The sequence below is a fragment of the Ensifer sp. Root1252 genome (genome assembly GCF_001425885.1).
Lineage (GTDB): Bacteria > Pseudomonadota > Alphaproteobacteria > Rhizobiales > Rhizobiaceae > Ensifer > Ensifer canadensis.
This window is the reverse complement of the sequence record NZ_LMDT01000003.1, coordinates 44,589-58,405: the sequence shown is the minus strand read 5'-3', so window position 1 is coordinate 58,405 and position 13,817 is coordinate 44,589. Positions and strand designations below refer to the sequence as shown.

Sequence of the window (13,817 nt, the reverse complement as noted above, 5' to 3'; positions counted from 1 at the left end):
CGTGCCGATTGAATCAGCACTGTCTGATTGAAGCATGGAGACAGGGCTCGTCATCGTCAACAGAAAATGCTGCATACAGAATACAAAAGACTTGATGCAGAATTTTGAATAACGTATGACAGCCTGCGAAAAGCATGAAGTGGAGGACATCTCACATGACGACCAATGGTGCTGCCGGTAACGGCGCGCGTCCTGTCATCGCGCTTGCCATGGGCGATCCCGCCGGCATCAGCCCCGAGCTGACAGCGCGGCTGCTGGCCCTTCCCGATATTCGCGAGGCCGCACACATCATCACGATCGGCGATCGCCGCATTCTGGACGAAGGCGCCAAGGCTGCCGGTCTGACGCTCGATCTCGAGCCCTCGACGCTTGAGGATCTCGACAAGGCCGGTACCGCCCGTCACGTATTCGTCGACCTCGGTCATCTTGATCCGGCAGACGTCGATCGCGGCGAGGCGACGCTCGCCGGCGGCACGTTTGCAACGCGCAACTTCCGCACGGCGCTGGAGCTTGCCCACGCCGGCAAGGCCGAGGCCGTGTGCTTCACGCCCTTCAACAAGAAGGCCATGCGCTTTGCCTATCCCGGCTATGACGACGAGATCCGTTTCGTTGCCGACGTGCTCGGCTTCACTGGCAAGGTTCGCGAATTCAACGTCCTCGAGAAGGTCTGGAATGCGCGTGTCACCTCGCACATTCCGCTCAAGGACGTGGCGGACAACCTTTCGGTCGAAGGCATTCTCGCCGAGGTCGAGCTGACCCAGGTCTGCCTCAAGGAGGCCGGTTACGAAGCGGCGAAGATCGCGATTGCAGGCCTCAACCCGCATGCCGGCGACGGCGGCAGCTTCGGCATGGAAGAGATCGACATCATCGAGCCGGCGGTCGAGAAGGCCAGGGCGCTCGGCTACAACGTCGATGGCCCGTTCCCGGCCGACACCGTTTTCGTGCGTGCACTCAAGGAAGGCTTCAATGCCGTCCTGACGATGTATCACGATCAGGGTCAGATCGCGATGAAGCTCATGGGCTTCGACAAGGGTGTGACGATGATGGGCGGCCTGCCGTTCCCGCTCTGCACCCCAGCCCACGGCACGGCCTATGACATTGCCGGCAAGGGCATTGCCGATGTCGGCGCAAGCCGCGAGGCGCTTCTGCTCGCCGTTCGCATGGCGAAGAAAAAGGCTGCCCTTTCGGCTGCTGCCTGAATTCGCACGTTTTCAACCACTACCGGCGCAGGAGGAGGTCTTGCGCCGCATCTCACTCAACGGGAGGACTAGATATGAAGAAATCCGTTTCTATCGCATGCGTTATGGCAGCCGCATTCGGCGTTGCCGCTCCGGCGTTGGCTTTCGAGCCCGACCGTCCGGTTGAATTCGTCGTCACGGCTGGCCCGGGCGGCGGCACGGACATCTTCGCGCGCACGATCCAGGCGATCATCGGCAAGTACGAACTGATGAAGGCGCCTGTTGTCGTCACCAACAAGGGCAGCGCCGGCGGCGCCGAAGGTTTCGTCTACACGGCGACCAACAAGGGCGACGCGTACAAGCTGGCATTCGGCACCAACAATGCCTACCTGCTGCCGGTCCGCGCCAAGGTGCCTTACAAGGCTGAGGACCTGACGCCTGTTGCAGCGCTTGCTTCCGACGAATTCATTCTCTGGGTCAATGGCAAGGCGTCTTACGCAACGGCTGCCGACTTCGCCGCCAAGGCCAAGGAAGGTGGACTGAAGATCGGCGGAAGCCAGTCGAAGGACGTCGACCAGATCCTCACCTCGATGATCAACGACGCGACCGGCGCGACCATCAACTACATCCCGTTCAAGAGCGGCGGTGAAGCCGCTGTTCAGCTCGCCGGCGAACACCTCGACGCCAACGTCAACAACCCGAGTGAAAACCTCGGCCAGTGGCAGGCCGGCATGGTCAAGCCGCTGTGCGTCTTCAAGAGCGTCAAGCTGACGAACGACGCCAAGGTTGCTGGCGACAAGGGCTGGAGCGACATCCCGACCTGCAAGGAGACGGGCATTGCCATCGACAACTACTCCATGCCGCGCACCGTCTGGCTGCCGGCTGGCGTGGAACCCGATGCCGTCAAGTTCTATGCGGACCTGATGCGCAAGGTTTCCGAAACGCCGGAGTGGGCGAAGTATCTTGCCGATACCTCGCAGTCTCCCGCTTACATCGCTGGCGACGATTTCAAGGCCGCCATCGAGATGGACGGCGCCGCAGTCGGCGAAGTTCTGAAGCGCGAAGGCTGGCTCGCCAACTAAATCAGGCGATATATCGGGACGGGCGCCTCGACAGCGCCGCGCGTCAAGCATGACGCGCTAAGGGGAGCGCCCGTCAACCGGTTTGAAAGGTCACGATCATGAGTGAGAACAGTGCGAATGGGCTTTCCCGCTTCGCGGTGGAGCTTGGCGTTGCCGCGTTGACTGGTATCTTTGGCGCAGCCGTCTGCTATGGCGCCTCCGATGTCGGCGCCGGGTGGAGCGATTTCGGCCCCGAGGCCGGCTATTTTCCCTTCTACATCGGCGTTCTGATCATTCTGGGAAGCGTTGCGAATGCGATCGGTGCATTCGTGAAGCATCGCGGCACGGGCGATATCTTCATCGACGGTGCCCGCGCCCGCGTCGTTGCCTCATTCCTCTTGCCTCTTGTCGCCTTTGCCGGCGTCTCCGCTTGGCTCGGGCTCTATGTCGGGACCGCACTTTATATCGCCGGCGCGATGCTCTTCCAGGGGCGTTACAAGTGGTGGATCGCACTGCCGGCCGGCGTTGCCGTTTCGCTCTTCTTCTTCATCGTATTCGAGATCGGCTTCAAGGTTCCGCTTTTGAAGGGACCGGTCGAGGCCTGGTTCGGGATCTATTGATCCCAACCGCTAAAGTTTCCCCGGGAGGAATGACATGGAAAATATCGGTCTTCTGATCGATGGCTTCGGCCACATCCTCAGCTGGAATCATATCCTGCTGATGATGGTCGGCGTCACGCTCGGCATTCTCGTCGGTGTTCTGCCCGGCCTCGGCGCGCCCAACGGCGTATCGCTGCTGTTGCCGCTGACCTTCTCCATGGATCCGATCTCCGCCATCATCCTGCTCTCCTGCATGTATTGGGGGGCGCTGTTTGGCGGCTCGACGACATCCATCCTGTTCAACATTCCAGGTGAACCCTCGTCGGTCGCGACAACGTTCGACGGCTACCCGATGGCCAAGGCAGGGCAGGCGAGCCGCGCCTTGACGCTGGCCTTCGTCTCGGCCGGCATCGGTGCCCTTGCTGGCGTGGTGATGATCACGCTGCTGTCGGGCTGGGTTGCGAATTTCGCGCTGCGCTTTTCCTCGCCTGAATATTTCGCGGTCTACTTCCTCGCCTTTGCAAGTTTCATCTCGATGGGGGCGCAATCGCCGTTCAAGACGCTCGTGTCGATGATGGTTGGTTTTGCGCTCGCATCCGTCGGCATGGATACAATCTCCGGCGATCTGCGCCTGACCTTCGACATCCCGACCCTGATCAAGGGCGTCAGCTTCCTGATCGCCGTCATGGGTCTCTTCGGCATCGGCGAACTGTTGCTGACGACGGAAGAGGGCCTGCGCTTCGAAGGCATCAAGGCGCGTGTCAGGCTCGCCGAAATCGGCCGCACCCTCGTCGAGATCCCGCGCTACTGGCTGACGATCGCGCGCTCGACCATCATCGGCATTTGGATGGGCATCACGCCCGCCGGGCCGACCGCAGCCTCCTTCATGAGCTATGGCGTCGCCCGTCGTTCGGCGCGCGACAGGTCGAAGTTCGGCAAGGGCGACCCGCGCGGCATCGTAGCACCGGAGACCGCCGACCATTCGGCCGGCACTTCGGCACTGTTACCGATGCTGGCGCTCGGCGTTCCCGGTTCGGCCACGGCTGCCGTCATGATGGGCGGCCTGATGATCTGGGGCCTCACGCCCGGTCCGATGCTGTTTACCGACCGGCCCGATTTCGTTTGGGGTCTGATTGCCTCGATGTATCTCGGCAACGTCGTCGCCGTCATCCTGGTGCTCGCCACCGTGCCGCTCTACGCCTCGATCCTGCGCGTACCGTTCTCGATCATTGGCCCGATCATCGTCGCGGTCATCTTCTCCGGTGCCTATCAGGTGGCCAATTCCGTCTCCGATATCTTCATGGTCATCGGCTTCGGCGTGCTGGGCTACGTCTTCAAGAAGCTCGATTATCCGCTGGCGCCCCTGGTTCTCGCCATGGTGCTCGGCGACAAGGCCGAGGATGCCTTCCGCCAGTCGATGCTTCTGTCGAGCGGATCGCTGAATATCTTCTGGTCAAATGCGCTGGTTTCGTCGTTGATGGCGCTTGGCCTGGCAATGCTGCTGTCGCCTGTCGTCTTCGGACTGATCGGCCTGGTTCGCAAGCGCAAGGGCGATGATGCAACATCGCAGGGCGACGGTAGCGCGGCGGCTTGACGGAGCCGCCGCACCAAACTTCAAAAAATTGGGGAAACGCCATGGCAAACGCGCCGCGCAAATGGAACCGTGACACCTGGCCTATCGCGGCCGCCATGATCCAGTATCCGAACATCCTGGCGGATGGCCGCTCGGTTCAGGACCAGTCGGTCGAGGAATGGGCACTGACACTCGATGACGTCGTCGATGCCGGCTTCACTGAGCTCGACCCGACCGACAGCTGGATCCGTCTTGCCGATTTGTCACCGGCTCGGCTCGAGAGCTTCGTCGCATTGACGCGTGATCTCGGCCTGACGATGCCGGGGATCTCGACTGCGCGTCGCAGCGTCATCGATCCGGTTCATGGCGACGAGTATCTCGCCTATGGTCATCGGGTCATCGATACGGCTGCGGCGATCGGGGCAGGTTCGGTCTCCTTCGGGTTCTTCGGTCCGTTGACCGATGCGCAGAAGAAGGCGCTGTGGTTCTGGACAGTCGATGGCGTCAAGAACCCTGATGACGCAGCCATCTGGCAGAAGGGTGTCTCGCGCATCCGCGAGCTCGGCCGCCATGCCGAAGAACTCGGCATCGAGCTGGCGCTCGAGATGTATGAAGACACGTACATAGGTTCCGCCGATAGCGCGGTGCGCTTCGTTACCGACGTCGGTCTTGCGAATGTCGGCATCAACGCCGACCTCGGCAACCTGATCCGCCTGCATCGTCCAGTCGAGCACTGGCAGGAAATGATGGCGAAGGTTGCACCCTTTGCCAAATACTGGCACGTCAAGAACTACAACCGCACCGAGGACGAAACTTCGGGGCTGATCGTGACCCATCCAGCCCCGCTGGAGTTCGGCGTGATCAACTACCGTTCCGCCATTCGCATGGCGCTTTCGCACGGGTTCCAGAGCCCGTTCCTCTGCGAGCATTACGGTGGCGATGGCCTTTCCGTCAGCGCAACCAATCGGGACTATCTGAGGCGCATTCTGCCTCGCGACTAAGGAACAAGTAGCGATGACCACGATCTTTGACGCACCGGAAGATTTCGCCGTAACCGCGCTCGCCGGCTTCAGCTCCATCTATGCCCGCAATGTCCGCCTGGTGAAGGGCGGCGTCGTGCGCTCGACCAAGGTGCCGAAGGGCAAGGTCGCCGTCGTTATCGGTGGTGGCTCCGGCCATTATCCGGCCTTTGCAGGTTATGTCGGCCCAGGCATGGCTGATGCTGCCGTCGCCGGTGACGTCTTTGCCTCGCCGTCGACCGCTGCCGTCGCGCGTGTCTGCCGTCATGCCGACCAGGGCGGCGGCGTTCTCCTCGGTTTCGGAAACTATGCCGGGGACGTGCTGAATTTCGGCGTTGCCGCCGAACGCCTTCGGGCCGAAGGCATCGACGTGCGCATCGTGCCGGTGACTGACGATGTTGCCAGCGCTGCCGCTGAAACGGCGCCTAAGCGCCGCGGCATCGCCGGCGATCTCGTGGTCTTCAAGATTGCAGGCGCTGCGGCCGAAGCCGGTCTGTCGCTGGACGAGGTCGAGCGCGTCAGCCGCCTTGCCAATGATCGCACCGTCTCCTTCGGGGTCGCTTTCGGCGGCTGCACCCTGCCGGGCGCGAACCGTCCGCTCTTCACGGTTCCGAAGGGCGAAATGGCGCTCGGTCTTGGCATTCACGGCGAGCCGGGCATCAGCGAAGAAAAGGTCGTAACGGCAACCGAGCTTGCGAAATTGCTTGTCGGCAAACTGCTGGCCGAACGTCCGGCCGGGACGGCAAAGGTCGCGCCGGTGCTGAACGGACTGGGCTCGACCAAGTACGAAGAGCTTTTCGTTCTTTGGGTCGCCGTCGAACAGGAATTGAAGGCGGCTGGCCTCGAAATCGTCGATCCGGAATGCGGCGAGTTCGTCACCAGCCTGGACATGCAGGGCTGCTCGCTGTCACTGCTCTGGCTCGACGAAGAGCTTGAATCCTACTGGCGTGCGCCATGCGATGCACCGGTGCTGCGCAAGGGCGCGATCATCAACGCGGAGCCGGCGACCGATACGATTTCCGATGAGGATGGTCCCGCGACCTTCGCGCCTGCGTCGCAGGCCTCCAGGGAAAGTGGTAAGTGCATTGCCCGGTTGATCGGCAAGGTTGCCGATGCCCTGAAGCAAGCTGAAGACGAACTCGGCCGTATCGACGCCTTTGCCGGCGACGGCGACCATGGCCAGGGGATGCGCCGGGGCTCTGCGGCGGCCCAGGAGGCCGCGAACTCTGCGGTAGCGGCTGGGGCAGGCGCTGCCAGTGTGCTGGCAACGGCGGGCGATGCCTGGGCCGATCGCGCGGGCGGCACGTCGGGCGCAATCTGGGGCCTGCTTCTTCGCTCCTGGAGCAACGCATTTTCCGACGACGACAAGCCTGCGGATGCGGCCATCATAGAAGGTGCGCGGCTCGCGCTCGACGGCGTCACCCGTCTCGGACGCGCCCGCGTCGGCGACAAGACCTTGGTCGACGCCCTCGTGCCGTTCGTCGACACGTTGGAGCGGGAATTTGAAAAACTGAAGTCGTTGAACAAGGCTTGGGAGGCGGCGGCCAAGGCTGCCAGCGATGCGGCTGACGCCACGTCCAGCCTGACGCCGAAACTCGGCCGCGCGCGGCCGCTTGCGGAAAAGAGCATCGGCCATCCGGATGCAGGCGCGGTGTCGCTGGCGCTGACAGCTCGCGTTGCCGCCGACTTTCTGAAGGAAGCCGTCGACGCCTGATAACGCCGTCCGGTCCACTCCTCGCAAAAAAAAGGGCGCGGGTCCTCCCAACCGCGCCCTTTTTGTTGTCTTGGTCTTGCGCCTGGCCCAAACCGGTCGTTCGCCGTCAGCGGACCTTAGAATACAGCAACGCGTCTCTTGCTTCATTCGAGACGTTTGGATGAAGAAGATAGCGGCGCAGAACAGCTTCACGGGCCATGCCAGCCTTCTCCATCACGCGCGACGACGCGATGTTGACGACGTCACAAGTCGCCTCTGTTCGAAATATAGTTGGGTGCGCGAGAGCATGTTCCAACAACCAGCTAACAACCTCTGTGGCAACCCCCTGTCCCCAGTGGTCCCGGCGAACGATCCAGCCGTATGATACCCGCCCGGAAGCTACGCGCGGCTCCACCGTTCCAATGATCTGCTCTGGCGCTGTACGCAGGGCAATCAGAGATGGAAAACTTGTCCCGGCATCCCACTCTCGCTCCGCTTGCTCCAGAAAAGCGGTAGTCTGCGAAATGTCGGAGTGGGGCCTCCAGACCAGGTAGCGAGTAACGTCCACGTCAGTGGCCCAGCCTTCGAAAACCGACGCCGCATCAGATGCCTGGGCCTTTCGGACAAAGAAGCGTTCGGTGTTGAACGTCTCGGGTAGTCGATATTTCTCAGTCATAAAAATATCCATAGATTCAGAATCGTAGTTCTAAGATGGTCACAGACGTGGGGCTTCTTGAGGCTAAAACCAGATCGAGACTTTGGCAATCAATGACCGGTGTTGGCGCAAAGCGGCCAACGCCGCATCGTGGTCGGTGGTGGCATTTGCTACCTAACTTCGCTGATGTCCGTAGCAAAGGCCAGTCTTTGCTAGTCGTTGCGCGCGGGGCGCGTATCAACCTTCTCGCCTAGCCCGCAGGATTGTACCAGATCGGCGACGTGTAAGCCCGCTCCTGCGACGTCATTGGCACTTCGGACGGCATGGTGACGCCGAAGTGCTTCGCGTCGTAGGCCGTCCAGCGCGGCGTCGGAATTTCTAGCACTCTAGCGTAGTAGAAGGCGCGCTGGGCCGGGTCGAAGGCGGGGTCGGTCCAGACCGAGATCAATTCTGGCGCGCCGATGGTATTGGTCCAGGTGGCGTCGGCGACGTCAACCGTGTTTCCCACAGGCGGCAGCTTGCCGTCAGCGCCAGGCTTACGTTCTCCGGACCATGCGGCGTCATAGACTTGCTCGTGCAATTGCCCCGTCGCATCCATCCAGCCCTTGACGATCTGATAGCGGTCGAGGTTCGCGCCGATCGGGTCCTTCAGTGCAGCCACCAGAAACGTAGGAGCCTTTTTCCCTGCGGGCGCGGGCGGCAGGTCGCCTCCCATCGGAACACCCTTGGCGTATCCGACCGCTGCCGGGCTTCGCGTCTTGGCGTCCGCCTCGGCGAACTCCCATCCGCCAAACAGCCGAACCAGCATCCGCGGCCCAGTGGTGGCGTAGACCTCCTTACGCTTCATTGCGTCGAAGATGGCTTCACGCGTGTTCTCCATCGCCCAGACGGCAGCATAGCCGCTCGAAACGACTTCCCAGCCCATGACCTCCTTGTCGCCGAACTTGGCGATTGGGTGTGTCGCGCGGCCGGCGCTCGGCTCTGCCGCAGGGAGTTTGCCAAAGAAGTTGTTCTCTTCGACCGCGGCGAGCGACGTGTGGGAATCCGTCGATCCGATCAATCCATATTTGTACGGGTTCACGCCAAGCTCTTTCTCGAGTTTCAGGCCGTTCTTGAGGGCCGAGCGCGCATACTCGAACTGCAGCATATCAGGAGTTTTCGCCGCACTCAGGTCGAGGTTGCCCATATCCCACCGCTCGAAGTTGGCGAACTCGTCAGTCGGCGACAGAGTAGGATGCGTCTCCCCGTCGCCTTTCATCTGGGTAACTTCCATCAGCGGCTCAAGGCTTGCCCGGGTGCGCGCAGACTCCGCGGTGATAGGCTTTCCTCCGACGGGATTGATCAACGGGAACATCAGGCCGTTCGACAGATTGCCGTTATGAGGGATGGCGAGCACGCTGCCGCCGGTCTTCGTCGCGTAGTTTTGGAGAGCCTTCCATAGGTCTTCCGGATTGTCGCTCTGCAAGGACGAGAATGGCAGGATCGGCTCTGTCTTTTCCGCGCCGTCGCGGAAGACGACCACCCGATGCAAGTTGTTGCCGCCGGTGTTGGATGACCATTCATAGCCGATCAATGCAGTAAACGTGCCGGGATCGTTGTATTTATCCGCAGCCTGGACGTTCTTTTGCCATACCGACCGCGTCAGGTCGTCCGAACGAAGCGCAGCCGGCAAAGGCTTGCCTCCACCGCCGACGCTCGCCATGATTTCGTAGTAGACGTTCATCGCCTGGTCACCGCCGGCTGCCATCATCTGGTTCCAGCGTTTCAGTTCAGGATCATTCATCAAGGTCGGGTTTCCGGTCTTGATTTCGCCCAGCGTGCCCATGTTCTCGGCGTGATCGGACACGACCAGAAAATCAAGCGGGCGGCTCAATCGTGCATGCTGACCGGTCGAGGAGATGACTTCCTCGCCGCGTGCGAAGCGATAGGCTTCCTCCGGTCCGAGGGAGTTGCCGAAGGCGATGGCGTCGAACGACTGAGACGTGTGCAGGTGCGTATCGCCAAACAGCGGACGGGACGGGAACCTATTGCCGGCGTAAGGCGAATACCCCGGCTTCGGGAAGAGTGTGTCGACCATATTGGGATCGAGCGTCCCCTTATCTATGGTTTCCTGTGCCAGTGTGGGGTAACCAAACGCCGTGGTCGCAACCAAGGCCAATCCGGCCAAAGGCATCAAAACGCGCATGACATCCTCCCGATCGACGGTTAACTTCTCGCTCTCATCTTTCCTACTCAACGAACTGTAAGAACTTCACTGCTTGCGCTGCCCTACAGGAACATGGCGTCAAGCCGCTGGACGCACCAAAATGCCGCGACAATCCCGATTGCATACGCCGAGGCAACGGCTGCCCCGCGCGGCATTGCGGCAAAGCGACGGACAACATGCGCCAGCGTCAGCAATGCTCCGATGAACGCCAGTTGCCCAAGTTCGACCCCGAAATTAAACGCCACCAATGCCGGCGGAATGTCGCCTTGCGGCAAGCCGATTTCGACAAGCGCGCCAGCGAAACCGAAACCATGCAGCAGCCCGAAGGCGAAGGCCACCATCCATGGACTGGTGATCGCAAGGCTGGTCTGGCCACGCTCCATGCGCACGATCTCTGCCGCCACCATGACGATGCTGATGGCGATCATCGCCTCGACTGGTCGCGATGGTAGTGTCACCCAGCCGAGCGTCGCGCAGGTCAACGTGATCGAGTGAGCAACGGTGAAGGCGGTAACCGCCTTCACCAGCCTGCGCCAGTCGCGCACGATCAGTATCAGAGCGGCGACGAAGAGCAGGTGATCGAAGCCAAACGCGATGTGCTCGATGCCCTGACGAACATAGGTGGTAAAGACGCCCCAGGTGCTTTGCGATGCGGGTATCAGCGCAGATGGCGTGCCGGGTGTCAGCCGAGCCGTCCAGGTGTTGCCATTGGCAAGCACCAGGTGGACCAGGGCGTCGGTCATGGTGTTCTGCAACCCGTCGATCAGCACCGTCTGGCCGGCGAGCGGCTCCAGGGTTCGGATGCGCCAGGTCTGTATCATCGCATCGCCGGTCGGATGCGAGACGAGCGGGGTCATCATCTCGATCTTGCCGGAAAACAAGGCTTTCAGCGCCAGCCGCGCATCGCCCTGCATGGGCGTCTTGAAGAGCACGCGCAACTCGTTCGGCGCTTCTTCCCGGATGCTGAGGTAGGCGGGGCGTACTTCATGGGCGAAGGCGACCTCCGAGAACAGCATGGCAGCCACCGTAAGTGCAACCAGCCAAATCAACCTGGCTGCGGAGCAAGCCTCTCGCACGAACATGGATGGGCGGGGTCGCCCGCTCATTTCGCAGCCGCCTTCGACGCGGGCTCGGAACCCAGAGTCGCGCTCACGCCGTCATCCAGTTCGACTCCATACTTCCTGCGAAGCTCGGCGAGATAATTGCGGGTAAGTTCGGCTTGCTTCGCGCTGCGCCACTCTGCGAGGACAGCGTCCCGCGCCGTTTCGAAAGGTTTCGGAGTTGCCGACGCGCGCTGTGTGACAAACACCAGATGGAAGCCATAGCCGGATTTCACCGGTCCGCTCCACCCGCCCGGTTGAAGTGCCAGGACGTCGTGCGCGAAATCGGCACCGAACATGGCCGAAATAGCCGCTGCGTCTGCATCGTCGAAGCTGTTCCCGAGGAGCAGCCGGTCGCCTGCCGCCGGCTCGACGTCGCCGCCGTTCAATTTGGCGAGCGCCGCCTTGGCGTCTGCCGCAGCGTCAACGCGGCGCTCGGGACTGAAGTAGGCCTGCTTGAACGACAACTTGCCAGGCGTCTCGAAGCGCGACGAGTTGGCGGCGTAGAATTTCCGCAGTTCCGCCTCAGTCGGCTCAGCCAGTTGGGCGGTGTCCTCAATCATGAATTTGAGTTTTTGCGCCAGGCGGCGGCGGATGATGGTGTCATCCTGATCGAGGCCCATCTCCTTGGCCTCTCGTGCCAGAAGCCTTTCGTTCAGGAGACCGTCGACCATTCCCTTCAACTCGCCGGCGGTCGGATCACGTAACCATTGGCTCGACCACGTCTGCCTCAGCCATCGGATGTCGCCCTCGCCGATGCGGACAGGTTCAGCCCCGTCCTGCGCCCGATTGTCATGCAACCATGAGTAGCCGCCAAACATGACAGCGCCGGCGACGGCGAAATGCAGTAGAGGTTCTCTGAGCAACTTCATACAGCCAGCTCCGTGTTCCTTCCGGTGAGTGGCAGAGAAGAAAATTCAAAGTCACAAGGTCAGTGCAGTTCCTCTATTCGACCAACGTCCGCCACTTTTTTCCAGGGCGGTGCCGATGACATTTATGCGCCAGGAACGGCATAATCTGCAATATGTATTCGATGTGATGTTTACGTCACTTCGCATGGCTTTATCCCGCTTGCATAGTGTATATTCCTATCGCGCACTGCGGTTTAACTTGCAGATGCCTGTCGGCTTTCTTTGTCGGTGAAATGATTGTCCTTACCCCCGGTAAGCTTTGTAATTCTGGGCGATATATAGTAGTTGCAATCAGTTAGTTTGCAATCCAGGACTGAAGAATGCGCGCTCGACGGCGAACAGCCAACTTCGCATGACGCTCCCTAGCGTCCGCAACCCCCCACCCAATCCGGCCTTTCGAGGCGTTTCTGCCGAGGGGGCAGCCTCGGCCCCAACTGCGGCGCTGATGTCGGCGTGCTCAGGCGTAGCGAACGAGAAACTCCTCGGCCGTCAGTTCGCGGAAATCGTCGAGCGCCTTGCGCAGGCGCTGATGGTCCCAATCCCACCAGGCAAGGCTGTCCATCCGTTCGCCGATACCGGCATTGAACCGATCGCGGATGAGCTTTGCCGGCACGCCGCCGACGATCGTATAGGGTGCTACGTCCTTGGAGACGACAGCGCCGGCCCCAATCACCGCACCGTTGCCAACATTGACGCCTGGCAGCACCGTCGCACCGTGACCGATCCAGACGTCATGGCCGATCGTCACCCGGTTCGACCGGCGCCAGGCGAAAAGATCGTGATCGACTTCGGTATCGTCCCAGTAGTTCGGAGCGCGATAGGTAAAGTGATGGAGCGTTGCGCGCCAGGTCGGATGGTTGGTGGCGTTGATGCGCACCGCGGCAGCGATATTGACGAATTTGCCGACCGTCGCGCACCAGATCGAGCCGTCCTGCATGATGTAGGAGTAGTCGCCGAACTCGACCTCTTCCAGGCGCGAGCGCTCCTGGACTTCGGTATAGCGGCCGAGCGTCGAGTTGTTGACGCTCGCGGTCGGGTGGATGAAAGGCTCGAGCCCCAGTTTCTGGCTCATGCGGCGGCCTTTCGCGGCGAGAAGGCCGACACGTCGAGAATGCGGTCAGCCACCGCGTCGCGGACTTCCTCATCGTGGAAGATGCCGATCAATGCCGTTCCCTTCGCCTTCTTCTCGGCGATCATCTCGACGACCACCGCACGGTTTTTCGCGTCGAGCGAAGCCGTCGGCTCATCGAGAAGCAGGATCTTGTGGTCGGTGATGAAGCCGCGGGCGATGTTGACGCGCTGCTGCTCGCCGCCAGAGAAGGTCGCGGGCGGCAACGACCACAATTCCCCAGGCAGGTTGAGCTTCGACAGAAGCTCGGCGGCGCGTGCGCGGGCATCTTCCATGGCGACGCCACGCGCCTGCAGCGGCTCGGCGACGATATCGAGCGCCGAGACACGCGGCACCACCCGCAGGAACTGGCTGACATATCCGAGCGTTGCGCGCCGGACTTCAAGCACGGTGCGCGGTTCGGCGGTTGCGAGGTTCACCAGCTTGCCGTCGTGCTCCATCAGGATCTGGCCTTCATCGACGCCGTAATTGCCGTAAAGCATTTTCAGGATCGAACTCTTGCCGACGCCCGAAGGGCCGCCGAGAACGACGCATTCGCCTGATTTGACCGAGAAGGAGACATTGGCGACGACGGGCAGGCGCACGCCGTCGCGCAGGTGCATGGTGAAGCTCTTTGCGACTTCGGAAACAACAAGGGGCGTAGCCATGGTTCTTACTTTCCTTTGCGCATGATCTTGATCGAAAACCGATTTT

The 13,817-nt window shown here is 61.3% G+C and carries 12 protein-coding genes; 6 read left to right on the top strand and 6 right to left on the bottom strand.

The annotated features are described in order from the left end of the window. Nucleotides 1-155: 155 nt before the first annotated feature. The 6 genes from ASD02_RS05900 to ASD02_RS05875 all read left to right on the top strand — a co-directional run bounded on the left by ASD02_RS05900 (nucleotide 156) and on the right by ASD02_RS05875 (nucleotide 7,144). Nucleotides 156-1,199, top strand: coding sequence for a 4-hydroxythreonine-4-phosphate dehydrogenase PdxA (locus ASD02_RS05900; protein WP_057218905.1), 1,044 nt, complete (start codon nucleotides 156-158; stop codon nucleotides 1,197-1,199). A gap of 74 nt (nucleotides 1,200-1,273) precedes the next feature. Then, the gene (locus tag ASD02_RS05895) at nucleotides 1,274-2,260 is read left to right on the top strand and encodes a tripartite tricarboxylate transporter substrate binding protein (protein ID WP_057218902.1); all 987 of its coding nucleotides are present in this window, start codon (nucleotides 1,274-1,276) and stop codon (nucleotides 2,258-2,260) included. A 98-nt stretch (nucleotides 2,261-2,358) separates the two neighbouring features. Then, nucleotides 2,359-2,859, top strand: a complete 501-nt coding sequence (locus tag ASD02_RS05890) for a tripartite tricarboxylate transporter TctB family protein (RefSeq protein WP_057218900.1) — start codon at nucleotides 2,359-2,361, stop codon at nucleotides 2,857-2,859. 34 nt (nucleotides 2,860-2,893) lie between these two features. Then, entirely contained in the window at nucleotides 2,894-4,432 is a 1,539-nt protein-coding gene (locus ASD02_RS05885) for a tripartite tricarboxylate transporter permease (protein WP_057218898.1), read from the top strand. Between the two features lie 41 nt (nucleotides 4,433-4,473). Then, nucleotides 4,474-5,412: a sugar phosphate isomerase/epimerase family protein gene (locus ASD02_RS05880; protein ID WP_057218896.1), complete on the top strand. Its 939-nt coding sequence runs from the start codon at nucleotides 4,474-4,476 to the stop codon at nucleotides 5,410-5,412. A gap of 13 nt (nucleotides 5,413-5,425) precedes the next feature. Continuing rightward, nucleotides 5,426-7,144 carry a dihydroxyacetone kinase family protein gene (locus tag ASD02_RS05875; RefSeq protein WP_057220320.1) on the top strand — a complete coding sequence of 573 codons (1,719 nt, stop codon included), beginning with the start codon at nucleotides 5,426-5,428 and terminating at the stop codon, nucleotides 7,142-7,144. Nucleotides 7,145-7,250: 106 nt separating this feature from the next. Here the strand turns inward: ASD02_RS05875 and ASD02_RS05870 are convergent, their stop codons facing one another. From ASD02_RS05870 to phnL, 6 genes are all read right to left on the bottom strand, one after another. Then, nucleotides 7,251-7,799 carry a GNAT family N-acetyltransferase gene (locus ASD02_RS05870; RefSeq protein ID WP_057220319.1) on the bottom strand — a complete coding sequence of 183 codons (549 nt, stop codon included), beginning with the start codon at nucleotides 7,797-7,799 and terminating at the stop codon, nucleotides 7,251-7,253. A gap of 229 nt (nucleotides 7,800-8,028) precedes the next feature. Further along, complete coding sequence (locus tag ASD02_RS05865) at nucleotides 8,029-9,963, bottom strand: DUF3604 domain-containing protein (protein ID WP_057220318.1); 1,935 nt, start codon at nucleotides 9,961-9,963, stop codon at nucleotides 8,029-8,031. 83 nt (nucleotides 9,964-10,046) lie between these two features. Next, a complete protein-coding gene (locus tag ASD02_RS05860; protein ID WP_244494179.1) occupies nucleotides 10,047-11,000 on the bottom strand; it encodes a HupE/UreJ family protein in 954 nt (317 codons plus the stop codon). A gap of 86 nt (nucleotides 11,001-11,086) precedes the next feature. After that, the gene (locus tag ASD02_RS05855; protein WP_244494178.1) at nucleotides 11,087-11,905 is read right to left on the bottom strand and encodes a peptidylprolyl isomerase; all 819 of its coding nucleotides are present in this window, start codon (nucleotides 11,903-11,905) and stop codon (nucleotides 11,087-11,089) included. Between the two features lie 547 nt (nucleotides 11,906-12,452). After that, nucleotides 12,453-13,067, bottom strand: coding sequence for a DapH/DapD/GlmU-related protein (locus ASD02_RS05850; RefSeq protein ID WP_057220315.1), 615 nt, complete (start codon nucleotides 13,065-13,067; stop codon nucleotides 12,453-12,455). Beyond that, nucleotides 13,064-13,771 (bottom strand): phosphonate C-P lyase system protein PhnL, encoded by a 708-nt coding sequence (phnL, locus tag ASD02_RS05845; protein ID WP_057218883.1) that lies wholly within the window; start codon nucleotides 13,769-13,771, stop codon nucleotides 13,064-13,066. The genes ASD02_RS05850 and phnL overlap by 4 nt, the downstream gene beginning before the upstream one ends. Nucleotides 13,772-13,817: the final 46 nt, after the last annotated feature.